Source organism: Micromonospora echinospora (assembly GCF_900091495.1).
Classification (GTDB): domain Bacteria; phylum Actinomycetota; class Actinomycetes; order Mycobacteriales; family Micromonosporaceae; genus Micromonospora; species Micromonospora echinospora.
On the sequence record NZ_LT607413.1, the window covers coordinates 4,879,801 to 4,905,091 of the forward strand.

General features: G+C 72.0%; 25 protein-coding genes. 18 read left to right on the forward strand and 7 right to left on the reverse strand.

Annotation, left to right across the window (positions count from 1 at the left end; all coding sequences use genetic code 11):
* Nucleotides 1–24 precede the first annotated feature (24 nt).
* From GA0070618_RS21955 to GA0070618_RS21965, 3 genes are read right to left on the reverse strand one after another with little or no spacing between them, the layout of a single operon-like run.
* Nucleotides 25–492: a nuclear transport factor 2 family protein gene (locus tag GA0070618_RS21955; RefSeq protein WP_088983309.1), complete on the reverse strand. Its 468-nt coding sequence runs from the start codon at nt 490–492 to the stop codon at nt 25–27.
* Nucleotides 489–1,544 carry a TIGR03617 family F420-dependent LLM class oxidoreductase gene (locus tag GA0070618_RS21960; protein WP_088983310.1) on the reverse strand — a complete coding sequence of 352 codons (1,056 nt, stop codon included), beginning with the start codon at nt 1,542–1,544 and terminating at the stop codon, nt 489–491. Before GA0070618_RS21960 ends, GA0070618_RS21955 begins: the two co-directional genes overlap by 4 nt.
* A complete protein-coding gene (locus GA0070618_RS21965; protein WP_088983311.1) occupies nt 1,541–2,743 on the reverse strand; it encodes an acyl-CoA dehydrogenase family protein in 1,203 nt (400 codons plus the stop codon). Before GA0070618_RS21965 ends, GA0070618_RS21960 begins: the two co-directional genes overlap by 4 nt.
* A gap of 164 nt (nt 2,744–2,907) precedes the next feature.
* On the opposite strand from GA0070618_RS21965, the gene GA0070618_RS21970 reads away from it, so the two are divergent.
* The 14 genes from GA0070618_RS21970 to GA0070618_RS22035 all read left to right on the forward strand — a co-directional run bounded on the left by GA0070618_RS21970 (nt 2,908) and on the right by GA0070618_RS22035 (nt 18,531).
* Nucleotides 2,908–4,293, forward strand: coding sequence for a zinc ribbon domain-containing protein (locus GA0070618_RS21970; protein ID WP_088983312.1), 1,386 nt, complete (start codon nt 2,908–2,910; stop codon nt 4,291–4,293).
* A complete protein-coding gene (locus GA0070618_RS21975; protein WP_088983313.1) occupies nt 4,293–5,486 on the forward strand; it encodes an acetyl-CoA acetyltransferase in 1,194 nt (397 codons plus the stop codon). Before GA0070618_RS21970 ends, GA0070618_RS21975 begins: the two co-directional genes overlap by 1 nt.
* A 143-nt stretch (nt 5,487–5,629) precedes the next feature.
* Nucleotides 5,630–6,196 (forward strand): TetR/AcrR family transcriptional regulator, encoded by a 567-nt coding sequence (locus GA0070618_RS21980; protein WP_170107936.1) that lies wholly within the window; start codon nt 5,630–5,632, stop codon nt 6,194–6,196.
* A 105-nt stretch (nt 6,197–6,301) separates the two neighbouring features.
* The gene (locus GA0070618_RS21985; protein WP_088983315.1) at nt 6,302–7,444 is read left to right on the forward strand and encodes an acyl-CoA dehydrogenase family protein; all 1,143 of its coding nucleotides are present in this window, start codon (nt 6,302–6,304) and stop codon (nt 7,442–7,444) included.
* Nucleotides 7,445–7,520: 76 nt separating this feature from the next.
* Nucleotides 7,521–8,396, forward strand: a complete 876-nt coding sequence (locus GA0070618_RS21990; RefSeq protein WP_088983316.1) for a MaoC/PaaZ C-terminal domain-containing protein — start codon at nt 7,521–7,523, stop codon at nt 8,394–8,396.
* A gap of 403 nt (nt 8,397–8,799) precedes the next feature.
* Nucleotides 8,800–9,969, forward strand: a complete 1,170-nt coding sequence (locus tag GA0070618_RS21995) for an ABC transporter substrate-binding protein (RefSeq protein ID WP_157748975.1) — start codon at nt 8,800–8,802, stop codon at nt 9,967–9,969.
* A 170-nt stretch (nt 9,970–10,139) separates the two neighbouring features.
* A complete protein-coding gene (locus GA0070618_RS22000) occupies nt 10,140–11,294 on the forward strand; it encodes an ABC transporter substrate-binding protein (RefSeq protein WP_157748976.1) in 1,155 nt (384 codons plus the stop codon).
* A 123-nt stretch (nt 11,295–11,417) separates the two neighbouring features.
* Nucleotides 11,418–12,206, forward strand: a complete 789-nt coding sequence (locus GA0070618_RS22005; RefSeq protein ID WP_088983319.1) for an LLM class flavin-dependent oxidoreductase — start codon at nt 11,418–11,420, stop codon at nt 12,204–12,206.
* Nucleotides 12,203–13,150 carry an LLM class flavin-dependent oxidoreductase gene (locus GA0070618_RS22010; protein ID WP_088983320.1) on the forward strand — a complete coding sequence of 316 codons (948 nt, stop codon included), beginning with the start codon at nt 12,203–12,205 and terminating at the stop codon, nt 13,148–13,150. The genes GA0070618_RS22005 and GA0070618_RS22010 overlap by 4 nt, the downstream gene beginning before the upstream one ends.
* On the forward strand, nt 13,147–14,364 hold the full coding sequence (locus tag GA0070618_RS22015; RefSeq protein ID WP_088983321.1) for an acyl-CoA dehydrogenase family protein: 1,218 nt from the start codon (nt 13,147–13,149) through the stop codon (nt 14,362–14,364). Before GA0070618_RS22010 ends, GA0070618_RS22015 begins: the two co-directional genes overlap by 4 nt.
* On the forward strand, nt 14,361–15,398 hold the full coding sequence (locus GA0070618_RS22020) for an acyl-CoA dehydrogenase (RefSeq protein WP_088983322.1): 1,038 nt from the start codon (nt 14,361–14,363) through the stop codon (nt 15,396–15,398). Before GA0070618_RS22015 ends, GA0070618_RS22020 begins: the two co-directional genes overlap by 4 nt.
* Nucleotides 15,391–16,938, forward strand: coding sequence for an AMP-binding protein (locus GA0070618_RS22025; RefSeq protein ID WP_088983323.1), 1,548 nt, complete (start codon nt 15,391–15,393; stop codon nt 16,936–16,938). The genes GA0070618_RS22020 and GA0070618_RS22025 overlap by 8 nt, the downstream gene beginning before the upstream one ends.
* 40 nt (nt 16,939–16,978) lie before the next feature.
* The gene (locus GA0070618_RS34085; protein ID WP_170107935.1) at nt 16,979–17,377 is read left to right on the forward strand and encodes a Zn-ribbon domain-containing OB-fold protein; all 399 of its coding nucleotides are present in this window, start codon (nt 16,979–16,981) and stop codon (nt 17,375–17,377) included.
* A complete protein-coding gene (locus tag GA0070618_RS22035; RefSeq protein ID WP_088983325.1) occupies nt 17,377–18,531 on the forward strand; it encodes a thiolase C-terminal domain-containing protein in 1,155 nt (384 codons plus the stop codon). Before GA0070618_RS34085 ends, GA0070618_RS22035 begins: the two co-directional genes overlap by 1 nt.
* Before the next feature lie 78 nt (nt 18,532–18,609).
* Here GA0070618_RS22035 and GA0070618_RS22040 read toward each other — a convergent pair whose 3' ends face one another.
* From GA0070618_RS22040 to GA0070618_RS22055, 4 genes are read right to left on the reverse strand one after another with little or no spacing between them, the layout of a single operon-like run.
* A complete protein-coding gene (locus GA0070618_RS22040) occupies nt 18,610–19,494 on the reverse strand; it encodes a TIGR03620 family F420-dependent LLM class oxidoreductase (RefSeq protein WP_197701584.1) in 885 nt (294 codons plus the stop codon).
* Nucleotides 19,491–20,000: a nuclear transport factor 2 family protein gene (locus GA0070618_RS22045; protein WP_157748977.1), complete on the reverse strand. Its 510-nt coding sequence runs from the start codon at nt 19,998–20,000 to the stop codon at nt 19,491–19,493. Before GA0070618_RS22045 ends, GA0070618_RS22040 begins: the two co-directional genes overlap by 4 nt.
* Nucleotides 19,997–20,479, reverse strand: a complete 483-nt coding sequence (locus GA0070618_RS22050) for a MaoC family dehydratase (protein WP_222432997.1) — start codon at nt 20,477–20,479, stop codon at nt 19,997–19,999. Before GA0070618_RS22050 ends, GA0070618_RS22045 begins: the two co-directional genes overlap by 4 nt.
* Entirely contained in the window at nt 20,476–21,750 is a 1,275-nt protein-coding gene (locus GA0070618_RS22055) for an acetyl-CoA hydrolase/transferase family protein (protein ID WP_088983327.1), read from the reverse strand. Before GA0070618_RS22055 ends, GA0070618_RS22050 begins: the two co-directional genes overlap by 4 nt.
* A 206-nt stretch (nt 21,751–21,956) precedes the next feature.
* On the opposite strand from GA0070618_RS22055, the gene GA0070618_RS22060 reads away from it, so the two are divergent.
* Genes GA0070618_RS22060 through GA0070618_RS22075 form a run of 4 tightly spaced genes read left to right on the forward strand, consistent with a single transcriptional unit; the run spans nt 21,957 to nt 25,287 of the window.
* Nucleotides 21,957–22,844: a branched-chain amino acid ABC transporter permease gene (locus GA0070618_RS22060; RefSeq protein WP_157748978.1), complete on the forward strand. Its 888-nt coding sequence runs from the start codon at nt 21,957–21,959 to the stop codon at nt 22,842–22,844.
* 22 nt (nt 22,845–22,866) lie between these two features.
* Entirely contained in the window at nt 22,867–23,769 is a 903-nt protein-coding gene (locus tag GA0070618_RS22065; RefSeq protein WP_088983329.1) for a branched-chain amino acid ABC transporter permease, read from the forward strand.
* Nucleotides 23,766–24,638 carry an ABC transporter ATP-binding protein gene (locus GA0070618_RS22070; protein ID WP_197701585.1) on the forward strand — a complete coding sequence of 291 codons (873 nt, stop codon included), beginning with the start codon at nt 23,766–23,768 and terminating at the stop codon, nt 24,636–24,638. The genes GA0070618_RS22065 and GA0070618_RS22070 overlap by 4 nt, the downstream gene beginning before the upstream one ends.
* Nucleotides 24,583–25,287: an ABC transporter ATP-binding protein gene (locus GA0070618_RS22075; RefSeq protein WP_088983330.1), complete on the forward strand. Its 705-nt coding sequence runs from the start codon at nt 24,583–24,585 to the stop codon at nt 25,285–25,287. The genes GA0070618_RS22070 and GA0070618_RS22075 overlap by 56 nt, the downstream gene beginning before the upstream one ends.
* The last annotated feature ends 4 nt before the right edge of the window (nt 25,288–25,291 follow it).

The window sequence follows — 25,291 nt, forward strand, 5'->3', positions numbered from 1 at the left end:
GTCGGTGCGCTGCACCGTGGCGGCTCAGCTGCGGGCGTACCGTTCGAACCGCTCCGGGACATCCTCGGCGGCGGTCGTCTTCACCCCGGCGACCCGGACGCGCCGCTCCCGGATGCGCCAGCGGTCTCCTTCGTCCACGAGGGAGTCCTCGTAGTTGCCCCACACGTGCAACTGCAGACCGGAGTCGCCGTTCTGGTGGAACGCGTAGACGTAGGTGACGGTCTGGGCGCGACCTTCTCCGAGCTCAAGGTAGTTGATGGTGGAGCAGTGATGGTTGGTCGCGGTGTAGCGGCCGGTGGCCGCCCGGAACAGCTCCGCGAGGGCGGCGCGGCCCCGGGTGACGTTGCCGTGCCCGTAGTCGAAGGCGGCATCCCCGGTGAAGAGGTCCAGCAGCAGGTCGATGTCGACGCGGTCCACCCCTTGGCTGTAGGCGTGCAACGTGTCGGCGATCCGCGCGCGGTCGCGGAGTTCGGCGAGTACGGCGTCGGTCATGGCTGCTCCTCGGGACGCTGCTGGGGGCCGGGTGACGCGGGCTGCTCGGCGAAGTCGGCGAGGATTCCCCGGAGGCGGTCGGGGTCGCCGCTCGGCCAGCCGAAGTACGACGAGACGCGGTCGAGGCGTCCGGTGTACCGCTCGCGGCACAGCCGGGGCATGTCCTCGGGGGTGCCGACGAGGGCGATCTGCCCGAGCAGCGTGTCGTCGACGAGGTCGCCCATCTCGGCCCAGCGCCCCTCGCGGGACATCTTCTGCAACTCGCCCTGGAGTTCGCCGTAACCGACGCTGTCGAGCACCGCCCGGTAGGCGGGGGTGGAGGCGTAGAAGGCGATCTGCTCGCGGGTCTTGCGGGTGCTCTCGGCGATCTCCTCCTCGGTGTCCCCCATGACCATGAACACCGGCGCGTAGAGTTCCACGTCCGCGCGGGACCGACCGGCGGCCGCCAGGCCCTTTTCCAGGGCGGGCAGGGTCACCCCGTCGAGGTAGGCGATGGTGGTCATGCCGTGCAGCAGCAGGCCGTCGCAGAGTTCACCACCGAGCTCGGTCATCTTCGCCCCGACCGCGGCGATCATCGTCGGGATGCGGTGCTCGTGGTGGTTCGGCGTGAAGACCGGCGTCATCAGCGTGTGCTGGTAGTGGGGTCCCCGGTAGTCGAGCCGGGAGCCGTTCCGCCAGGCGGCGAAGATGGCGTCGATTGCCTGGAGGAAGTCGCGCATGCGGGCCACCGGGGCGCTCCACGGCATCGAGAAGCGCCGCTCGATGTGCGGCTGGATCTGGCTGCCGAGCCCGAGGACGAACCGGCCCTGCGACATGGCGGCCAGGTCCCAGGCGAGGTACGCCGTGGACATGGGGTTGCGGGCGAAGGCGACCGCGATCGCGGTGCCGACGGTCACCTCCCGGGTGGCCAGCAGGGCCGCCTGGGCCTGTAGGAAGGCGTCGGTCACGCTCTCGCTGGCCCACACGCCGTCGAATCCCTGGGCCTCGGCCTCTGCGGCCACCGGGCTGCAGGCGGCTGCGGAGGACCCGATCATGCCCATGTCGATCTTCATCGCGCCTCCTTCGGTAGGTGGAGAACCCGTTCGCCGACGGTGTTCTTGAGGATCTCGTCGGTGCCACCGCCGACCCGCAGGCCGGGAAGGCCCAGGGTCAGCTCGGACCAGGCGTAGGTGCCCCACTCGCCGGGGTCGGCGACGTGCGCGGCGCCGAGCAGGTCGGCGGCCACGTCGCTCATCGTGCGCAACAGGTCGGTGGCGAGCAGCTTGCTCAGCGCCAGCTCCGGGCCCGGCGCGCCGCCGTCCTCGAGGAACCTCGCCGTGGTCAGCCGCGCCGCCCAGGCACGTACGACGACCTGCGCGACGGCGTCCCGGGTCCGCTCGTCGCCCGGGTCGCCGACGTGGCGGGCGAGGTCGATCAAGCGCTCCACGAGGGCCTCGTCCACGCCGACCTCGGTGCCGATCGCCGACCGCTCGTTGAGCAGCGAGGTCACCACGACCGACCAGCCCTCGTCGACACCGCCGATGCGCCGCTCGTCGGGGACGAGCACGTCGGTCAGGAACACCTCGTCGAACGAGGCGCCGCCGGTGAGCTGGCGGATCGGCCGGATCTCGATGCCGGGGCTGTCGAGGTCGATCAGGAAGGTGGTGAGGCCCGCGTGCTTGGGCTTGTCGGGCGAGGTACGCGCGATGCACAGTCCGACGTCGCTGTAGTGCGCCCCGGAGCTCCAGACCTTCTGTCCGGTGATGCGCCAACCGTCGCCGTCCCGTACCGCCCGGGTGGCCAGGCCGGCCAGGTCGGAGCCGGCCCCGGGCTCGGAGTAGAGCTGGCAGGCGATCACCTCGGCCGAGCGCAGCCGGGCGAGCCACGTCCGCTGCTGTTCGACGGTCCCGTGGGCGAGCAGGGTGGGGGTGAGCGTGGAGACGCTGAATCGGAGACCGGCGTCGTCGGGGAGGTTGAACTCCGACTCGATCTCCCGCAGCACCGCGGCGTACCCGGTCGGCAGTCCTCGACCACCGAACTCGGTGGGCCCGTCGACCCAGCCCAGCCCGTGCGCGACGAGGTGGGCCCGGTAACGCCGCAGCGCCGCCAACTCGGCGGCGCCCTCGTAGCGCTCGGCGACGACCGAGACCCGGTCGTCGCCGACCCCCCACTGCGCGCCGTGGCCGGTCCTGCGGCGTGCGAACGCACTCAGCACGTCCACGACCTGGGCGCGGAACTCTTCGATGCGGGGAGGTGCTCCCTGCTCGGCCATGACCCTCCTCAGGCGCGTCACCCCGGAGCGCGGCGGTCTCGTCGCCGCGGGCGCTGTCCAGCAGCTCGCGGTCAGTTGCAGCTCTGGCTGGGCCGCCCTACAGTAGCAAAGCAAGTGCTTGATTCAAACGGCTCGCGGCTGCCGCGGGGAGAACGGAGGGTCGTGTGGTCGGCATCGAGTCCTACGCCGTCTACATCCCGGTCGGCCGGCTGCCACGCGCGGCGATCGTCGCCGCGTTGGGGGCCGGTCGGGGCCGTGGTTCCCGGCCGGTCGCCTCGTACGACGAGGACAGCACCACGCTCGCCGTCGCGGCCGCGCGTCGTGCCCTGGGACCGCGTCAGGTCTCCGGTTCCCTGTGGTTCGCCACCTCGCGACCGGCGTACCTGGAGAAGTCGAACGCCGTTACGGTCGCCGCCGCGACCGGACTGGACGAGCGGTGCCCGGCCTACGACGTCGGGGGTGCGTTGCGCGGCGGTGCCGGTGCGCTGCGCGCCGGACTCGCCGAGGGCGGTGCGCTGGTGGTCGCGGCGGATCTGCGGTACTCGCTGCCCGGCTCGGCCGACGAGGCTGAAGGGGCCGATGCGGCGGCGGCGTTCGTCGTCGGTGCCGAGCCGGTCGCCGAGCTGGTCGGCACGGCGTCGGTGACGCGCGAGTTCCTGGACCGGTGGCGTGAGCCCGGTGCGGTGCGGACCCGGACGTGGGAGGAGCGGTTCGGCGTCGAGGAGTACGTCCCGCTCGCGCAGCACGCTGTCGACGACGTCCTCCACAGCAGCGGTGTCCAGCGCGAGGAACTGGCCCGCGTCGTGGTCAGCACGCCGCACGCCCGCGCCCGCGCCACGGTGCTCCGTGCCTTCCCCGCCGAGGTGACCGGTCGGGGCGCGGTGGGCGAGCTGGGGTACGCCGGTGCCGCCGACCTCGGACTGGGGCTGGTCGCCGCCTTCGAGCAGGCGCACCCCGGCGACCTCGTCCTGGCCGTCAGCGTCACCGACGGCGCCGACGCCTTCCTGTTCCGGATGACCGAGCGGCACCGAACCGGTGCCTGCGGTCTGGACGCGCTCGCCGGGTCGACCGCGGACGTGTCCTACGCCGACTTCCTGACCTGGCGGGGCCTGCTGCCGCGCGAGCCCGCCCGCCGTCCCGACGTCAAGCCGCCCGTGCCCCCGGCGGCCCTGCGTACGGTGGGGTGGAAGTTCGGCTTCGTCGCGGGCCGGTGCCGCGAGTGCGGGTACCGCAACCTCCCGCCGCGCCGGGTCTGCCTGCGGTGCCGGGCCCGGGACGCGTTCGACCCCGAGCCGATGGTGGACGTCCCGGCGCGGGTGGCCACCTTCACCGACGACTGGCTCTCGGAGTCGGTGCAGCTGCCGGCCAAGGTGGTGGCGGTGGACTTCGAGGGCGGCGGCCGATTCGAGTTCGAGATGGCCGATGCCGTCGGATTCACCCCGAGCATCGGCGACCGGGTCGTCCCCACGTTCCGGGTCGCCAGCGTCGCGGCCAACGGCGTACGCAACTACACCTGGAAGGTGCGACCGCACCGGGAGGAGGACCGCTGATGGGCGTGCACGCGCTGAGGAACCCGGTCGCCATCGTCGGCATGGCCTGTACGACCTTCGGCGAGCACTGGGACCGCTCGGTGGACGACCTCCTGGTCGAGGCGACCCACGGCGCCGTCGACAGCGTGCCTGGCCTGGAGCTGGAGCAGGTCGACGCGTTCTGGCTCGGATCCATGATCTCCGGGGTCTCCGGGCTGACCCTGACCCGACCGCTCGGCCTGGCGCACAAGCCGGTCACCCGGGTGGAGAACATGTGCGCCACCGGCTCGGAGGCCTTCCGCAACGCCTGCTACGCCGTCTCCTCCGGTGCCTACGACATGGTGATGGCGGTGGGCGGGGAGAAGCTCAAGGACGCCGGCTACTCCGGCCTGGAGATGCCGAGCGTGCCCAACGACGGCACGCCGCCGGTGCTGAGCGCGCCGGCCATGTACTCGATGATCGTGCCGGCCTACGCGCGCCGGTACGGCGTCAGTCCGGCGCAGATCAAGGAGGCGATGACCCACATCGCCTGGAAGAACCACGCCAACGGCGCACTGAACCCGCGCGCGCAGTTCCGCAAGGCGCTGCCGAAGGAGACGATCGCCGCCGCCCCCGTGCTGGCCGGTGACCTCAGCGTCTTCGACTGCTCGGGGGTCGCCGACGGCGGCGCGGCGGCGGTGATCGTGCGGGCCGAGGACGCCCTGAGGTACACCGACCGTCCGCTGTACGTGCACGCGCTGGCGTTGGACGCGGGGGCCGGCACCGGCCGCAACGACAGTGACTACGACTACTCCGACCTGGCGGAGTCGCGCGCCTCGGCGCGGGCGGCGTACGCCCAGGCGGGGATCACCGACCCGGCCACCGAGATCTCCCTGGCCGAGGTGCACGACTGCTTCACGCCGACCGAGCTGGTGCTGATGGAGGAGCTGGGCTTCTCCGCTCCCGGGACGGCCTGGCGCGACGTGCTCGACGGGCGGTACGACCGTGGCGGGGCGCTGCCGGTCAACGTCGACGGCGGGCTCAAGAGCTTCGGTCACCCCATCGGGGCCAGCGGTCTGCGAATGCTGTTCGAGATGTGGTTGCAGTTCCGGGGCGAGGCCGGTGAACGCCAGGTGCCCACCGAAGGCTTCGGTCTGGTGCAGAACCAGGGCGGCAGTCCCGGTGACCTGGTCTCCGCCGTCACGATCGTCTCGTCGCGCCGGCCGACGACGTGAGTCCGGGTGGGTCGGGGGAGCGGCCGCGCCGTCTCGCGGTCACTCCAGCAAGCGCTTGAGATGTGGAATCATGTCGGACTATGTCAGGGAGTGGGAAGCAAGTGAGTACGAGGCGGCGGCGATCGACGGGGTCGCCGACGGGGGTGGCCCGCAAGGAGTTGATCGTCCGCGCGGCGGCGAAGGTGTTTGCGGAGAAGGGCTTCGCCAACGCCACCGTCCGGGACATCGCGGACGAGGCAGACATGCTCTCCGGCAGCCTCTACTACTACTTCGACTCCAAGGAGGCGATGGTCGAGGAGGTCCTCGCGGCCTACCTCGACCTCACGGTGACCGGCTACCAGCGAGCCGCCGACGAGCTGGCGGACCCGGTGGAGGCGCTGCACAAGCTGGTCTCGCTGGCGCTGCACGGCCTGGTGCAGTACCGGGCGGAGGTCACGATCCTGCAGAACGACTGGCACAGCATCCGTCCGATCGAGAGCATCGTGCGGCGTCAGCGCGAGGTCGAGACGATCTGGCTGGGCACCCTCGAGCGCGGGGTGGCCGCCGGCGTCTTCCGGTCCGATCTGGACCTCCGCATGGTGTACCGGACGCTCATGGGTGCCATCCAGGCGGTGATCCGCTGGTTCGACCCGCGCGGCAAGGTCAGCGTGGACGAGGTGATCGAGGTGCAGAGCGCGATCCTGCTCGACGGCATCCGCAGCAGCCGCTGAGGGCGGTGTGCCCGGCGACGACCACCAGGTCGCCCGCCCCCGCTCGGCGCCCGGTCGCAGGCTCTCCTCTGCATAGCAAGCATTTGCTGTATTCGAGGAGGCAGGGTGTCTGATCGGTTCGTCCTGAGCGCCGAGTTCGACCCGGTGATCGCCCGGTACCTGCGACAGCAGGCGCCGGTGGAGCGCAACCGCGCCCAGGGTGGGAAGCTGCCCGACCTCTGGTCCGGCCTGGTCCACGAGGTCGGCGTGGTCGGCCTGCTGGTGCCGGAGCACCTGGGTGGGCAGGGCGCCGGCCCGCTGGAGCTCGGCAGCGCCCTGCGCGAGGCCGGTCGCCAGGGCTGGTCCGGCCCGTTGGCGGCCACCGCCGGCGTGGCCGTCGCGCTCCTGGCCGCCGTCGACCCCGACGACGACAGCGGCCTGCGCTCCGCGATCGCGCAGGGACGCGTCGTCGTGCCCGCCCTCACGCAGGACCGTCGCGGCGAGAGTCTGGAGACCACCGTGCGGTACGCCGACGGGAGGATCCGGGGGCACCGCACCTTCGTCGACAGCGGTACGCACGCGGCCGAGTTCCTCCTCCCGGTACGCGCCGGTGACGAGACGGCGCTGGCCGTGGTGGAGCGCGCGACGGCAGGTGTGGCCGTACGGCCTCAGGAGGCCGTCGACCCCGGGCGGGGCCTGGCGACGCTCGACCTGGCCGACGTTCCGGCGCGGGTGCTCGCGCGCGGCCCACAGGTCGACTCCGCCGTCGAGGAGGCCTGGCGTCTCGGTGCGCTGCTGGTCGCCGCCGACGCGGTCGGTGCCACGGAGCGCGCCTTCGAGTTGGCCCTCGCGTACGCCGACACCCGCCGGCAGTTCGGCCGCCCGATCGGCGGCTTCCAGGTCGTCAAGCACAAGCTCGTCGAGATGTACGCCGAGCTGGAGCTCGCGCGGAGCGCCCTGCGGGAGGCGCTGCGGATGGCCGACGCCCGGCTCCCCGGCTGGCCGGGTGCCGCCGCCGCGGCGAAGTCCGTGGTGGGCGACGGCTCGACCCATGTCCTGCGCGAGGCGATCCAGGTGCACGGCGGCATCGGGTTCACCTGGGAACACGAGTTGACCCACCACTTCCGGCGAGTGATGGCCTGCCGTGCCCTCTACGGGACGCCGGCCGCGCACCGTCGCAGCGTCGCCGCCGAACGAGGGCTCGTGAGCGACGTCCCCGCGTGCGTGGCGCCACGTGCGGCCGGCCCGCGCACCCGCGTCACGCGTTGATCCCCGGCGCCGACCCGGCGCCGGTCGAGGACCAGTCACCCCTCGCGGCTCCGCCGCACGTTCAAGGAGGTCAGTCATGCCGGTGGATCCCTCGCGGGTCGGGACGACGGTCGGGCCCCGGGCCGTCGACTGGACCGAGCGCGACAGCCTGCTCTACGCCCTCGCCGTCGGTGCCGGCCAGCGGGACCCGCTCGCCGAGCTCGCGTTCACCACGGAGAACTCCGAGGGGGTGGCCCAACAGGTCGTCCCGAGCTTCGCCGTGGTGCTCGGGTTCGGGGAGGGGCTCCCGGACGTCGGAGAGTACGACCCGACCCGCGCGGTCCACGCGGAGCAGGAGATGTTCCTGACCGGTCCGCTACCGGCCAGGGGGCGGGCGTGGGCGACCACCACGGTCACCGACGTCTGGGACAAGGGCCGGGACGCGATCGTGTGGACCGAGACCACACTGGTCGACGCCGGCACCGACCGGCTGCTGGCACGCTGCCGTACCGGTGCGTTCCTCGGTGGCGCCGGTGGCTTCGGCGGCGAGCGCGGCAGCAGCCCGTCGTGGGAGCTGCCCGACCGGGCGCCCGACGTGGAGGTGACCGTGTCGACCCGACCCGAGCAGGCGCTGCTCTACCGCCTGACCGGTGACCGCAACCCGCTGCACTCCGACCCGGCGTTCGCGGCCCGCGGCGGGTTCGCCCGTCCGATCCTGCACGGGCTCTGCACCTACGGCTACACCACCCGGATCCTCGTCAACGAACTCGCCGGTGCCGACGCGGGCCGACTCGCGTCCGTCCGTGGCAGGTTCACCCGCCCGGTCTTCCCCGGTGACGACCTGGTGATCCGCGCCTGGCGGACGGAGGACGACTCGGAGGTGCTCTTCCGGACCACGAACTCCGCCGGTGAACCGGTGCTCGACCGCGGCGTCGTCGGCCTGCGGCCCGGCACCGACGGCGGCGGTCGGTAGCGGATCGGCCGGTGTCACGTGCGCGCCGGTCGCGGCCGGGGGCTCCCCGGTCCGCCGGTGTACGCGGGGGCCTCAGGCCCCTGTCGGGGCGAACATGCGGACGGCCCCCTCGTCAGTGAGCCGTTCCCGCCTCGGAGCGACCCAGGACCGTGGCCTGAAGGTGACGTCATCACGATGAAACTCAGAGAGGCCCCAGGCCGACCGGAGTGTCACATACGACGCGACGCGGCCGGTACGTGAGGAGACCGAACGGCACCTGGCTGCCTGCTCACCCGGGGCCGGGCGGGCGGTTTCGGGGATGTGACGAGCGGGTCAAGAAGAGGTCTGAACTGCCGTTGACGTGCCACGTGACCCACGCCATACTCGAAATCAATCGCTTGCTTCACAGCCCGAGGTGGTCCCCGTGCAGGTCGCGTCCCGACGGTTCCGCGCTACTGGTCTGGCTGTCGCGACGACCCTGACGGTCGCCGTCGCCGGTTGCGCGTCCGAGGACTCCCCCGGTGGGGCGGACGAGCGGGTCCTGGTGGGTGCCGCGATCAGCACGTCGGGGCCGGCCGCGTTCGCCGGCGTTCCGGTGCGGCAGGGGATCGAGCTCGCCGTCGAGCAGGCGAACGCCCGGGGCGTGCTGGGCGACGGGGTCCGGATCGAGCTCAAGACCGTCGACGTCGCCGGCGACCCGGCGGCGGCGATCGCCGCGTACCGGCAGTTCGAGGCCGACGGCGCTGCCGGCGTCCTCTGCTGCACCCTGGGCAGTGAGGCCGGTGCGCTGCGCCCGGTGATGACCGGGAGCGTCACGCCGGGCGTGGTGACGGTCTCCATCCTCGACGGCTTGGCCGATCCGCCGCACCTGTTCCGCCCCTTCGAGATCCCCTCCAAGCCTGGCGGCATCTACGACCAGTTCCTCGACACCGTCATCGGTGCCGCCGGGTTCAGCACGGCCGTGATGGTCGTCAACGACGACAACCAGGCCATGGTGCAGGACTCCCGGGTGTACGCCGACGCGCTCGGACGCAACAAGGTTCGCCTCCTCGCCCGGATCAACGCGGCGACCGCGACGACCTCCTTCACGAGCGTGGCCACCAGTATCGTGGCGAAGGACCCCGACATCGTGGTGGCCAGCACCATCGGGTCCTCCACCGCGGCCCTGGCGCGGTCCCTACGGGAACGCGGCTACGACAAGCCCATCGTCTCCAACGTCGGTGCCGACAGCGCCGCCGCGTACAAGGCGTCGGCGGGGACGATGGCAGGAACCATCTTCCCGACGCCCTACCACGCCGACTTCCCGGTCAACGAGGCCGGAGCCGCCTTCGCGAAGGACTACCAGGCGGCCTACGGCTCGAAACCGGACATGTTCGCCGCCCATGGATACACCGCCGCGCAGATGCTGATCACGGCGATCGCCGACGCGGACAACCACGATCCGGAAGCGGTCGGCAGGGCCCTGTCGGCGCTCGGGAGCATGGAGAGCGTCTACGGCGGTCTGACCTTCACGGGCGGTCAGGCCGCAGTCGAGGAATCCGCACGCCACCTCGTGTGGGGTGCCGACGCCAGGATCACGGAGTGGGGGCGCTGACGCGCGTACCGCACCCGAACCAGCCGTGAGAAGTGTTTCGAGACCCGGCCTCGCAGGCTCGTCGACCGGGACCCCCGGGCTGAACACCCGACCGCATCAGACGCCGGTACGGAATGCCAGCTCATCCACTGTGGGAAGAAGGGAACGTCATGGTCAATCGTCGAGGAGGGGTGCCTCGTCGCATCCTCGTCGCCGGCGTCGCGTTGCTGACCGCAGTCACGAGCGCGGCCTGCAGCAGCAGCGCCGAGAGTTCCGGTGAAGGTTCGACCTACCTGGTCGGTTTCCCCGCGCTGGCCTCGGGCCCGGCCGCCTTCGCCGGGGTGCCGATCGTCAACGGCGCCAAGCTCGCGGTCAAGGAGATCAACGATTCCGGTTTCCTGGGCGAGGGCGTCAAGATCGAGCTGAAGTCCGGGGACATCAAGAGCGACCCGGCGCAGGCCATCGCGCAGTACCGGCAGTACGTCGCCGACGGGGCGAGCGCCATCCTGTGTTGCGGGCTCTCGTCCGAGGCCGGCGCGCTCGCTCCGGTGATCAAGCAGTCCAAGGTTCCGGGGATCGTCACCTCGGCGATCCTGCCGGGCCTCGCCGAGCCGCCGTACGTCTTCCGGCCGGTGATCATCCCCTCGGAGCCCGGCGGACTGTACGACCAGTTCATCGACGACGTCGTGCCGGCTGCCGGCGTCCGGACCGCGGTCCTCGTGGTCACCGCGGACAACGACGGCATGGCCAAGGACGCCACCATCTGGGAGGCGGCGCTCAAACGCAACGGCGTCAACGTGGTGAAGCGGATCAACACCCAGTCCGCCGACACCAACTACACCCAGGCCGCCACCGAGATCCAGTCGCTGAACCCGGATGCGGTGGTCAGCTCCATGCTCGGCACGCCGTCGGCACTGGTGGCGCGGGCGCTGCGCGAGCGCGGTTACGAGAAGCCGATCCTGGCCAACTACGGAGTCGACAGCGCCAAGCTGTACGAGACCTCGGGCGGCGGACTGCGGAACACGATCTTCTTCGCGCCGTTCCACGCCGAGCAGACCGACAACGAGGTCGCCCGTCGGTTCGTCGGGCTCTACCAGAAGGAGTACGGGTCGCTCCCGGACATGTACGGCGCGCAGGGCTACACCGCGATGTGGCTCGTCGCCGAGGCCCTCAAGGCCGCTGGTGACGGCAAGCCGGAGGCGGTGTCCACGGCGCTCGCCGGGATCTCGCAGCTCGACACGGTCTACGGCCCGGTCAGCTACGAGGGCGGCCAGGCGCGGATGAAGGCGAAGGCCACCTACCTGCAGTGGTCCACGGACGGGAAGATCGCCGGCTGGACCGGCTGACGACAGGTCACGCGGCAGTGGGCCCGGCGCAACTCCGGCCGGGCCCACCCACGACGTCGCGGCACCCGCCGTACCCCCCGATCGCGGACGTTCACCCCGCGCTCGGCCGACGAAGGAGACGGGATGGACATCGGCATAGCCTGCGCTTTCGAGTCGAGACAGGCCGGCTCGTTGCGGGAGGCGATCCGAGCGGCGGCGCTCGCCGCCGAGGACGAGGGCTTCGCCTCCTGGTGGGGTCTGGGTGACCGGGAGGTCGCGCAGACCGCCTCGCACGACGCGACCCTGGGCTTGTACTGCGTCGCCCGGGCCACCCGACGGATCCGACTCGGTCTGGCCGGAGACGTGCTCGCGGCGCGAGCCGCAGCGGTGCGCGCCAAGCAACTGGCAAGTCTCGACTGGTTCGCCGGCGGACGGTTGGAGCTCGGCGTCGACCTCGATGCGCCCTCCGCCGACCTGCTCGAACCCGGTGCCGACGTCGCCGACCCGGTCGGCCGTTCGCTGGACCGGCTGGCCGCGATGGAGGCGCTGTGGACCCAGCGCCGAGCAGCGGTCAGCTCACCGACCGTCAGCTTCTCGGGCGCCATCGCGAACCCGAAGCCGGTGGGGGAGCGCCGCCTCACCGTCCACCTGCGCCACCCCGGTGCACTGGTCCTGCGTCGGGTCCTCGAAACCCGGGGCCGGATCGAGGCGTGGGCGGCGTGGCGGCTGGACCCGGCGGCGCTCGACGCGGCGTTGGCTGAGCTACGGGACGCGTCGGGGGCGGAGCCGGGACCGGTCCGTCGGACCTGGTTCGTCGACGCCCACCTGGTGCCGACGAGCCGGGCGGTGGCGGCGGACGTCGGCATCGACGAGCTGGTGGCCGTCTTCGACCGCATTCCCGAGCCCGCCGCGCTGGCGGAGGTGGCCGGATGAACGACAGCGGCGTCATCGGCGCCCGGGGGCGGGTCGAGATCGGGTTGGTCGACCTCTTCGACGGCAGCCCGGAGCGTGATCTCGCCTTCATGACGCAGTTCGCCCGGGCGGTGGAGAACGCCGGGTTCGATGGCATCTGGCTGCCAGAGCACATGCTTTTCTTCGAGCGGTACGACTCGGTCTATCCGTACCCGGAGGCACCCCTGGCGGCCAGACCGGACGTCAAGGAGCGGCACAACAAGGTCGTCCAGGGCAAGGCCCAGGTGGAGACGGCGCCCGACCAGGGCCTGCTGGACATCTTCCAGACCGCGGTCGAGGTGTGCGCGGCCACGACGAGGCTGCGTTTCGGCAGCTCGGTGCTGCTGCTGCCGCTGCGCAACCCGCGCATCCTCGCCCGCGAGGCCCTCACCGTGGCCGAGCTGACCGGCGGCCGGTTCGACCTCGGCGTCGGGGTGGGCTGGTCGGCCGAGGAGTTCGCCGCCTGCGAGTCCGACTTCAGGACCCGTGGCAGGCGTTGCGAACAACTGGTCCGTGCCCTGACTGACGCGTGGGGCGGCGGTGACCGGGCCGGGCCCGCACTGCCGGTCGGCATCCGGGCTCCCCGGGTCCTCGTCGGTGGGCACTCGGCCGCGGCGATCCGCCGGGCGGGGACGGTGGCGGACGGCTGGTACCCCTGGAACCTGACCCCCGCGGAGCTGGCCGACGGCCTGCGGACGCTGGAGCACCACGTCGAAGCGTCCGGTCGTAGCCGGGACGACCTGCACGTGATCGCCGGCTTCCGGGGCGTCGGTGAGCTCTCCGATCTGCCGGAGATCGTCCGGCGCTATGCCGAACTCGGCGTCGACGGAATCAACATCTCGCTGCGGATGACGGTGGACAACTACGGCGAGGTGCTGGCCGAGGCGGCGGACGCACTCGGCCTTGGCGGGGGAGACGCGCGATGAGTGTGCACACGACGATCGACGAGGTCAACTCCGTCGACGAGTTCCGGACCGAGGTCCGGCGGTGGCTCGCCGAGAACGTCCCCGCGCAGCCGTTGCTGCCGTGGACCACCCGGGAGGGCTTCGACCAGCACCGGCAGTGGGAGCGCACCCTGTTCGAGGGCGGTTACGCCGCCGTCGACTGGCCGGTCGAGTACGGCGGACGGGCTGCCGGGCTGCGGCACACGATCGCCTTCGCGGAGGAGTACTACCGGGCCAGGGCCCCGGAGCGGGTCAACATGGGTGGCCTCTACCTGCTGGGGCCGGTGCTGATGCGGTACGGGACCGAGGAGCAGCGGCGGCGCTGGATCCCCGACCTGCTCTCGTGCGAGACCATCTGGTGTCAGGGCTTCTCCGAGCCGGGCTCCGGCTCGGACCTGGCCTCGCTGCGGACCCGGGCGGTCCGCGACGGCGACCACTTCGTGGTCAACGGCCAGAAGATCTGGACCTCGATGGGCGGGTTCGCCGACTGGATCTTCGCACTGGTGCGGACCGACCCGGAGGCGGCCAGGCGGCGCAAGCACGCCGGCATCACCTTCCTCTGTATCGACCTGCGTACGCCCGGCGTGGAGGTCCGCCCGCTGACCATGGTCGACGGGACGAAGGGCTTCGCCGAGGTGTTCTTCACCGACGTGCGGGTACCGGTCGGGAACGTCGTCGGGGAGGTCGACCAGGGCTGGAAGGTGGCGATGTCCACCCTCGGGTTTGAACGCGGAGCGGTCTTCGGCGACCACGCGAAGTTCTCCAACGACGTCGCGTCCCTGGCCGACCTGATCCGGCACCGGGGGCTGGCGGAGGACTCCCTCGCCCTCGACGAGCTCGGCCGGGTGCTGGTGGCCACCGAGGCCTACCGGGCCAACGTCTACCGGCTCGCCGCGCTCGCCGAGAGCGGGGGTGACCTCGACCGGACGGCCAGCATCAACAAGCTGTACTGGACGGAGATGCAGCACGACATCTTCGCCACCGGTCTGCGGCTGATGGCCGAGGACGGCGCGATCGTCGGCGACCCGTCGGCCGTCGCCGGGGTCGACCCGGTGACCGCCGACGCGTGGCGGGACTGGCACCACCGGTACTGGTACGCCCGGGCCGCCATGATCTTCGGCGGCACCTCGGAGATTCAGCGCAACATCATCAGCGAGCGCGTGCTCGGACTGCCCCAGGAGCCCCGACCGTCATGACCGATCCGTTGGACCTGGACCGTCGTCAGCTCGACGACGTCACCACCGAGCTGCTGCGACGCCACTGCGGCCTCGACCACCTGCGCGGGTGCCTCGACGCCGGAACCGCCCACAGTGCGTCACTCTGGGCCCGCATGGCCGAGACCGGACTCGTCTCGGCGCTGGTCCCCGGTGAGTTCGGTGGTGCCGGACTGACTCCCCGGCACCTGCCGGGCGTCCTGCACGCGACCGGGTACCACGCGCTGCCCGAGCCCTACCTGGAGACCTCGGTGCTCGCGGCGACCGTCCTGACCGCCTGCGCCGACGTCCCGGACGTGGCCCAGCGGCTCGCCTCGCTCGCCGACGGTTCGCTGCTGGTCGCCGTACGGATCGGCGACCTGGACCCGTACGTGGCCTTCGCCGCCGAGGCGGACCTGGTCCTCGACGTCGCGCCGGACGGCACCGTCACCATGTACCGGGCCGAGGAGGTCGAGGTCGAACCCCTCCCGGCGGTCGACCCGCTCCGGCCCGTGGCCCGGATCCGGCCCGGTGGCCCGGGTACGGTCCTGGGGGTCGCGCCGGATCTCGCGGCGCGGGTCCGCACGCTGGCCGTCGCCGCAGCGGCCTGCCAACTGGCGGGAGCGGCGCGCCGGCTGCTGGACCTGACGGTGGAGTACGTCAGCGTGCGCCACCAGTTCGGTCGACCGGTCGGCTCGTTCCAGGCGGTGAAACACAGGATCGCCGACGTCGCCGTCGGCGTCGACATGGCCGAAGCCGCCGCGTTGAGCGCGTTGGACGCGATCGACGAGCCCGATGCGGCCCACCGCGCGGCCGCGGCCAAGGCCTACGCCGGCCAGGCCGCCGATCTCGCCAACGTCCAGGCGCTCCAGTTGCACGGGGGGATCGGCTTCACCTGGGAGTACCACCTGCACTTCTGGCTGAAGCGGGTGATGAGCCTCACGGCGGCGTACGGGACGACCACGGCGCACCGCCGGAACCTCGCCACCGACCTGCTGGCCGGAGTGCGCGGACGGAGGCGACCGGACGATGAGTGAACAGCTCGGCTTCTGGCGGTTGGCCGCGGCCCACCCCGAGGGATGCGCGGTGGTCGAGGCCGACGGGGCCAGGATCAGCCGCGGGGCCCTGCTCGGTCGGGCGAACGCGATCGCCCGGCTCCTGCGCGCGCAGGGACTGCAACGCCACGACCGGGTCGTCGGCGTCTTGGCGAACGAGGGCGTGGCGCTGGCCGTGGTCCTCGCCTGCCAGCAGATCGGCGCCTACTTCGTACCCGTCAACACCGCCCTCACCACCGGCGAGGTCGCGTACATCCTCGGCGACGCCGACCCGGTCGTCGCCGTCGCGTCGGTCCGGTCCGCCGGGATGCTCACCGCCGCGGCGGACGCGGCAGGGCTGCCGGCGGAGCGTCGGTTCGCGTTGGGGGAGGCTCCCGGCCTGCGGAACCTCCTGGCCGAGAGCGCCGACCACCCGGACGGTCCGCTCGCCGACCGCAGTCCCGGCTCCTACCTCGGGTACACCTCGGGGACCACCGGCCGTCCCAAGGGTGTGCTGCGCAAGCTCGCCGAGGGCGACCCCGACGACGTCTTCGCCGCTGGCGCCCGGTGGCAGTTGGGGATGTTCGGGGTCGAGCCGCTCGGTGACGGCGTCCATCTGGTGACCTCGCCGCTGAGCCACACCGCCGTGAACGGCCTGGCGGTCACGTCGCTGCACTTCGGCCACACGATCGTGCTGATGGAGCGCTTCGACGCCGAGACGGCCCTGCGGCTGATCGAGGCCGAGCGGGTCACCACCACGCACATGGTGCCGACGCAACTGCACCGTCTGCTGCGACTGCCCGGGGAGGTCCGCGAGAAGTACGACGTGAGCAGCATGCGTAACCTGATCCACGGCGCGGGCCCCTGCAGCGAGGAAACCAAACGGGCGATCATCGACTGGTTCGGTGCGGTGGTGTGGGAGTACTACGGCGCCACCGAGGCCGCCGGCACCGTCATCTCCGCGCGGGAGTGGCTCGAGCGCCCCGGCAGCGTCGGTCGCCCACAGCCGGGGGCGGAGGTCAGAATCGTCGGTGCGGACGGCAGGGACGCCCCGACCGGTGAGCCCGGGGCGGTCTACCTCCGGATGGGGGCGCACGCCTTCGAGTACCACGGTGACCAGGAGAAGACCCTCGCCAACCGGCTCGGTGACTTCGTCACGGTCGGGGACCTCGGCTGGCTCGACGAGGACGGTTACCTGTACCTCCTCGGCCGGTCGGCGGAGATGATCGTCTCCGGCGGGGTCAACGTCTACCCGGCCGAGGTCGAGGCCGCGATCCTGACCCATCCCGACGTCGAGGACGTTGGCGTGTTCGGCGTGCCCGACCCGGAGTGGGGGGAGCGCGTCGCGGCGGTCGTCCAGGCCCGGGCCGACTCGGGCCTGGCCCGCGACGGGCGCGGCCCGACGGAGGCCCTGCGGGACCACCTGGCCGACCGGCTGGCCCGCTACAAGGTGCCGCGCCTGGTCACGGTCGTGGCCGAGCTGCCGAGGGCGGCGAACGGGAAGCTGCGCAAGCACCTGCTGCCCGCACTCGTCCGAGGCTGACCACCATCGGTTCGGTCCGCCGACCATCGAGAGGAACCCCGTGAAACCCATCGCCGATCCGACCCCGGACACCCGGGCGTGGTTCGACCTGATCGACCAGGGCCGGTTGACCGTACCGCGCTGCCTCGACTGCGGCGACGTCTTCCTCTACCCGCGGATGTGCTGTCCCGCGTGCGGGTCACGGTCGGTCGAGCTCGCCCCCGCGAGCGGGCGCGGCACCGTCGACTCGTTCGTCGTCAACCACCGGGGGCCGGCCGCCTTCGCCGGACAGGTGCCGTACGTGCTGGCCCTGGTGCGGCTCGAGGAGGGCCCACGAGTCATGGCGAACGTGCTCGTCGACGACCCCGCACAGGTGCGGGTCGACCTGCCCGTCGCGGTGACCTTCGAGGAGCGCGGCGAGCGCAGGGTGGTCCAGTTCGTGCCGGCGGAGGTGCACTGATGGGTCTGCGCGGCGCGATCGCGATCGTCGGGGCCGCCGAGAGCACCGACCTGGGCCGCATCCCGGACAGGTCGGCCCTGCAACTGCACGTCGACGCCGCCCTCAACGCGCTGGTCGACGCGGGGCTGCGGCCCTCGGACGTCGACGGGGTGGCGTCCGCCGGTGAGCTGCCCAACGACGTCGCCGACTACCTCGGCATCGTCCCGGACTATCTCGACGCCACGAACGTCGGCGGTTGCTCGTACATGCTGCACGTGCGGCACGCGATGGCGGCGATCTCCACCGGCCTGTGCGAGACCGTGCTGGTGACCCACGGGGAGTCCGGTCGGTCCCGCGTCGGGATGCAGCCCTGGGCGCCGGCCGCACAGTCGATGATGGGTCAGTTCGAGGTCCCCTACGGGCCGGCGGGCGCACCGTCGCTCTTCCCGATCGGCGTGCGCCGCTACATGCACGAGTACGGCATGACCGAGGAGCAGTTCGCGATGGTCCCGGTCGTCCAGCGGCAGTGGGCGGCGCGCAACCCGAGGGCGAAGCTGCGCGATCCCATCACCGTCGACGACGTGCTGGCCTCGCCGGTCATCGCGGACCCGGTCCATCTGCTGCACTGCTGCCTGGTCACCGACGGCGGTGGGGCGCTGGTGCTGACCTCGGCCGAGCGCGCGAAGGACCTGAGCCCCCGGTCACCGGCGGTCTACGTCCTGGGCGCCGGGGAGTCGAGCGAGTCCTCGGTCGTGTCGGGGTTGCAGAGCCTGACCTCGTCGCGCGCCATCGAACGTGCCGGCCGGGCGGCCATGCGTCAGGCCGGGGTCGGCCACGCCGACGTCCACCATCTGATGATCTACGACGCCTTCGCGCACGTCCCGCTCTACGGCCTGGAGGATCTGGGGTTCGTGGGTCGGGGCGAGGCTCCCGCGTTCGTCGCGGACGGCAACACCGCCCCCGGTGGCCGATTGCCGCTGAACACCAACGGTGGTGGACTGGCCTACACGCACACCGGGATGTACGGGATGTTCGCCATCCAGGAGTCGGTCCGGCAGGTGCGCGGCACGGCGGCGGCGCAGGTCGACGGGGTCGACGTCAGCGTGGTCACCGGGGTCGGTGGCATGTTCATGACGTCCGGCACCCTCGTCCTGGGCAGCGCGGCGACCCGCTGACCGGCCGTCGAGGAGCGCGCCGGGTCCTCGGGGCCTGTGCCCGGGGGACCCGGCGTGGTGTGAACCGGTCGCGCGGCGTCACGTGGTGAGCGTGCCCGCCAGTTCACCCCACGCGTCGAGCGGGATCGTGTGGTCCGCCCAGGTGCCCGCAGGATCGAGCAGCTGGATGCAGACGTGATCGGCGCCGGCGTCGAGATGCGCGCTGGCACGCCGGACGACCTGGGCGGGATCTCCCCAGGCGACCAGGTCGTCGACCAGCCGGTCCGAGCCGCCGTCGGCCAGGTCGTCGGCGGTGAAGCCCTGACGCAGCCAGCTGTTGCGGTAGTTCGGTTGGGAGAGGTACGGCGCCAGGTGGCGGCGGGCCGCCTGCCGGGCCTGGTCCGGGTCGGGGAGCAGGAGCGCCATCTGGGTGGGTGCGAGGAAAGCGTCGCCCAGGCGACCGCGCGCGGTGCGGGTGTGGGCCGGCGTGGTCAGGTACGGATGGGCTCCGGCGGCACGGTCGGCGGCCAGCGCGAGCATCTGCGGCCCGAGCGCGGCGAGCACCCGTTCCGAGCGGTGTGCTCCCGGGGGCCGGATCCGGTCGAGTTCGTCGAGGAACTCCCGCATCCGGGTCAACGGTCGGTCGTACCGTCCCGGGGTCCGGCGGTCGACCAACTGCTGATGGCTGACCCCGAGGCCCAGCAGGAACCGGGACCGGCCCTCGGTCGGCAACCCGGCCAGTCGGGTGGCCAGCTCGGCCGGCGTCAGCTCCCAGATGCTGAGGATCCCGGTGGCCACGGTGATGCTGCTGGTTGCCTCCAGCAGCGCGGTGACCCGGTCGAAGGGGTCGCCGGTGCCGCCGGTCATCCACAGCGCGGAGACGCCCATCCCTTCCAGGGCTGCGGCGGCGGCCCGCGCCTCGCCGATCGGCCGGACCCGCAGCCCGGTCGCCCAGGCCCCCCACGGACCGCCCGGCAGGCTCACCGCGACGCCCCGTTCTCGGCGTCCACCGCCACGCCCTTCTCGGCGCTCAGCACGGAGCCGTGGGCGAGGTCGGCGGTCCAGGACACGAAGCGCCAACCCTGCGGGGTACGCCGGAACCGGCCGGAGTAGGTGCCGACGACGATGTGCGCCCCGCCGCCCCGGCGGTAGTAGGCGATGCCCTTGAACGTTCCGGACGCGTCGTCGTCGTGCACGGTGACGTCGCTGTTGGTGAAGGTGTGGAAGATCCACGGCATGGAGGTCCGCAGGCGCTCGAACTGCGCGCGGATCTCCGCGTGTCCCCGGCACGGTGGGCGCTGGGGATTGATGCGGTAGACGCCGTCCGGCACCCAGAGCGCGACCAGCGCGTCGAGGTTCTCGTGGCTCGGACCGTGCCATCCGCCGTCGCAGAGGTGGTGGTAGCGGGCCGCGAGGGCCTCGACCGCCCGCAGGTCCTCGAGGCGGCGTACCCGCTCGGCGAGCTGTTCGTAGCTGGGCTCGTGGGTCACGCCGACCGCTCGTCCTCGGGCAGGAAGCGGACCAGCGCGCTGCGGACGGCCCGGCACACCAGGACGCCGTGCTGGTTCAGGCCCCGATGTTCCAGGGTCACGATGCCCTGGCCGGGGCGGCTCGCCGAGGGACGCTTGGGGCCGATCTCGGTCTCGCAGTACAGCGTGTCGCCGATGAAGACCGGGGCGGGGAAGGAGATCTCCTGGAAGCCCAGGTTGGCGATGGTGGTCTTCTGGGTCAGGTCCGGCACGCCGACGCTGCAGACGATGCTCAGGGTGAGCATGCTGTTGACCAGACGCTGCCCGAACTCCGTCTCGGCGGACTTCACCGCGTCGAGGTGCAGCGTCTGGGTGTTCAGCGTCAGGCTGCAGAAGAGCACGTTGTCGGCCTCGGTGATGGTCCGGCCGGGTTCGTGCCGGTAGACGTCCCCGGGGATCATCTCCTCGTAGTAGCGGCCACGGCGGGTGTGGATGGTCACGGGGTCTCCTCGGGGGTGTCGGGGGTCGCGGTGACGAGCGGCGACCGATGGTCCGGGTGGGCCACCGCGGCGAGGGCCTCGGCGCGTTCGGCGATGGTGCGTCCGCGCAGCCAGGCGACGCCGTACTCGGTCACGACGGCGTCCGGCGTGTGGCGGGCCAGGGTGACCGGGCCCGAGCCCAGCCGGTTCACGATCCGGCTGCGTCGGCCGTCGGGGGTGGTGGCGGGCAGCGCGACGACCGACAGGCCGCCGTCGGATCCGAAGCCCGCTTCGACGAAGTCCGCGCTGCCGCCGACGCCGGAGACCTGACGGTCCCCGACCATCTCGGCGCTCACCTGGCCGGCGAGGTCGACCTCGATCGCCGAGTTGACCGCGACGAGACGCGGGATCTGCGCGAGGACGCGGGGGGAGTGGGAGACCCGGCTGTCGCGGAGCACGATCGCCGGGTTGCCGTCGGCGAAGGTCATCAGCGCGGCGGTGCCCATCAGCTCGGCGGCGAGCACGGCGGGCCGTGGGCCGGTGCTCCACGGCACGACGCCGGCGGAGAAGAGCGGCACCATGGCGTCGTTGGCCATCCCCACGAACCGCACCCCGCGGACGTCGCTGTCGCGCAGGAACGCGGTGAGCGCCTCGGGGACGGCCCCGATCCCCAGTTGGAGGGTCGGCTCCGCCGGAAGCAGGTCGAGCACGTGCGTGGCGATGCGGTCGCTCACCTCGTCGCGGGCGGCGGCCGGGAACACGCACATCGGATGTTCGGCCTCGACCAGGCGGTCGATGCGGCTGACGTGCACCGCCGTGTCGCCGTGCGTGCGCGGGACGTCGTGGCCGACCTCGGCGAGCACCAGGGACGCGCGGGCGACGGCGTGGTGGACGTAGCTGGACGAAGGGCCGAGGCTGCACCAGCCGTTGCGGTCCGGCGGCGAGACGCGGATCAGCGCGACCGAGCTTTCCCACTCGTCGAGGAGGCCGGGCACCGCCGACGCCCGGGCGGGGACGTAGTCCACGTGCCCGGGGCGCAGCGCGGCCCGGGCCGGGCCGTAGGGGTGCCAGGTGCGGTAGGGCAGATGACCGGCCGCGGAGGCGGCGAGGAAGGGGTAGGAGCCGAGTTGCAGGCCCGAGCAGAGCCGGGGGGCGTCGAGGAGGTCGGCGAGCCGGCCGAGGGCCGCGAGCAGGGTCTCGGGGGTGCCGCAGCCGGGAGCGGCGACGATCGTGCTCCCCGGCGGGATCGTTCGGATGGCCTGGTCCGGGGCCACCGTCGTCGGGAGTTTCATCGCACCTCCGGCAGGGTCGAGGGGCGCGCGGCGACGTCCGGTTCGGCCGAGCGAGGCCCCCGACACTAGTGCGCGGAGATGAGTTAAGCAAATGCTTGATTAAGTGTTGACAGAAGAAGTGTGACGGAGCTTACGATGATGTGGTAAAGCGAACGCTTGATTCGAGCTGTCGCGAACGCTTACTTCCTTCGGAGGGGAGTGCCCCTGTGCAACTCCTGGCCCAACAGCTCGTCAACGGGATCGCGCTGGGATGCGTCTACGCGCTGTTCGCGATCGGATTCGCCCTCATCCTGGCGCGGATGGGCATCCTCAACGTGGCCCACGGGACCTTCGCCACCTGGGGTGCGCTCTCGTCGTACTGGCTGGTCGCCCAGGAGGGCGTCAACTTCTGGGTGGCCGCTGCCGTGGGCATCCTCTTCGCCGGCCTGCTCGGGGTCCTCGCCGACACGTTGGCCTTCGCCCCGCTGCGCAGACGCAACGCCGGCATGTTCGCCCCGATCATCGCCAGCATCGGCGTCTGGATCGTGCTCCTGACCGTCGCCGAGGCCTTCGCGGGCCCGACCACGACGAGCTACCCGGTCGAGGCGGTGCCGGCCACGCCGATCCGCGTCGCGGGGCTGGTCGTGCTCCCCGCGCACCTGCTGAGCATCGCGGCCCTCGTCGTCACGGTCACCGCCGTCCACCTCCTGCTCAACCGCTCGCGCTTCGGCGCGGCCGTACGGGCGGTCTCGGTGGACCCGCGCTCCGCCACGATCGTGGGTGTCGACGCCCGGCGCACCCTGGTCGCCGTGGCGTTCCTGGCGGCGGCGGTCGCCGGCCTGGCCGGCGTGCTGGCCGCCCTCTCCGACAACAACGTGTCCTTCGGCGTCGGCGAGGCGTTGCTGCTCAAGGGATTCGCGGCCGTCGTCGTCGGCGGTTACGGCGACATCCGTGGCGCGGCGGCGGTCGGTGTCGCGATCGGTGTCCTCGAGGTGCTCAGCTCGCAGTACATCTCCTCCGGGTTCCGTGACGCGATCACCTTCGGCGTGCTGCTGCTCGTGCTCGTCGTCCGGCCCCAGGGCATCTTCGGCGAGCGCCAACTCGTCCGCGCCTGACCGCCTCCAGCGAAGGGTCCCCATGAGCACAACTGCCTGGATCACCACGCTCCAGTTCGCGGGCGTGAACGCGCTGTTCGCCCTCAGCATCTACGTCAGTCTCTGGACCGGCGTCCTCAGCCTCGCGCCGATCTTCTTCGGGTCCGTGAGCGCCTTCACCTTCGGCTACCTCGCCGGGGCGGTCGGCCTGTCGCCCCTGCTCGGCCTGGTGCTGGGGGCCGTCTTCGGCGCCGGCCTGGGAGCCGTCACCGCCGCGTTGGTGGTCCGCCTGCACAGCCACTACCTCGCCATGGCCACCATCGCGATGGTCCTCATCGGTCGGGTCCTGATCGTCAACCTCACCGACTTCACCGGCGGCGCGGCCGGCACCCTCGTCCCCGGCGAGCTGGGCACCTGGGCCTGGCTGATCGGCTGTCTGGTCGTCGCGGGCTTCGTCCTGGCCCGCCTGGCCAAGTCCCGCTTCGGGTTCGCCGCGGCGGCGGTCCGGGAGGACGCGGCGGTCGCGCAGACCCTGGGCGTCTCGCCGCGCCGGATCCAACTGGTCGGCTTCGTCATCTCCGGCGCCCTCGGCGGGGTCGCGGGCGTGATGCAGGCGAGCTTCCTGCAGTACATCGGGCCCGACACCTTCTACACCCACCTGGGCTTCGTCACACTCGCCGCGGTGGTGCTCGGCGGGGCGTTCCACTGGGCCGGGCCGATCGTCGGCGCGGTCGCGTTCACGATCCTGCCCGAGCTGCTCAAGGACGTCATGGGCGAGTACGACCGCGTCGTCACCGGCATCCTGCTCGTCGTCATCATCATCTACCTGCCTCGCGGCCTCGTGGATCTGCGCCGTCTGCGGTTGCTGCGCTCCCGCTCGCGTGGCGGTCCCCCGGCCGTCGTCAGCCGTTCCCGCGGCACCGTCGAGCAGAAGGTGGCCCCGTGAACCCCCCTGCCGCTCCGCCCGCCGTCGCGGGCGGGACACCGTCCGGCGTGCCGGTGCCGGCGGCCGACATCGTCGGTCTGACGAAGGCCTTCGGTGGCCTGAAGGCGGTCTCCGACATCACGATCCAGGTGCCGCCCCAGCGGATCCACGGCATCCTCGGCCCCAACGGCGCCGGCAAGACCACGGTGCTGAACATGGTCACCGGGTTCATCGGCCCCGACGACGGCACCATCTCCGTCTTCGGCGACGAGGTGACCCACCTGCCGCCGTACCAGATCGCCCGACGTGGGGTGGCGCGGACGTACCAGAACATCCGACTGTTCGCCGGCATGACGGTCCTCGAAACCGTGGTCGCGGGGGCCTACCTGCGCAGGTCGTCCACCCTGGCCGGGGCAATCCTCCTCAGCCCCGGCGAGCGCCGGGAGCGACGCGAGGTCCGGGCGCGCGCCCGCGAGCTGCTCGACCGGGTGGGGGTCCGCGCCGACCACGACGTCCTGGCCGAGACGCTCCCCTACGGCGACCAGCGGCGGGTCGAGATCGCGCGGGCCCTGGCCACCGAGCCACGCGTCCTCCTGCTCGACGAGCCGACCGCGGGCATGAACGACGCCGAGTCGCAGGAGATCGGCGAGCTTCTGGTGCAGCTGCGCGACAGCGGGCTGACCCTCATCCTCGTCGAGCACAACATGCGGCTCGTGGAGGAGTTCTGCGAGTCCGTCTCGGTGATGAACTCCGGCGCGATGCTCTCGCAGGGTGCGCCCCGGTGGTGTCTGGAACAGGACGACGTGAGGGAGGCCTACTTTGGCAAACGCTCCGATGCTGCGCGTATCGCGACTCTCCGCCGCGTACGGCGCGGTCCAGGCGGTTCGTGAGGTCGACCTCGCCGTCGACCAGGGATCACTGGTCGCGCTGATCGGCTCCAACGGCGCGGGGAAGACCACGACGTTGCACAGCATCGCCGGTCTGCACCGTCCGTCCGGGGGCACGGTCACCGTCGGCGGGCGGGACATCACCGGGTGGAACTGCCACAAGGTGGTCCGGGCCGGGGTGGCGCTGGTCGCCGAGGGCAGGCGGATCGCGCCGCCGCTGACCGTGGAGGAGAACCTCGACCTCGCCGCGTACAGCGGGCGCAGCGACAAGGCGAGACTCCGTGCGCGGCGCGACGAGGTGTTCGAGCTGTTCCCGCGCCTGGCCGAGCGACGCCAGCAACTCGCCGCCCTGATGAGCGGTGGGGAGCAGCAGATGCTCGCGTTCGGCCGGGCCCTGATGACCGGTCCGGACGTCCTGCTCCTCGACGAGCCGTCGATGGGTCTGGCGCCGTCGGTCGTGGACGTGATGTTCGAGACCATCGCGCGGCTGCACTCCTCGGGCGCGACCATCCTGCTCGTCGAGCAGAACGCCGAGTTGGCGCTCGCGGTGAGCGACCACGTGTACGTGATGCAGCGCGGTCAGATCGTCGCCTCGGGTGCGCCCGACGAGGTACGTGACCGTACCGAGGTCATGTCAGCGCTGTTCGGCTGACGCC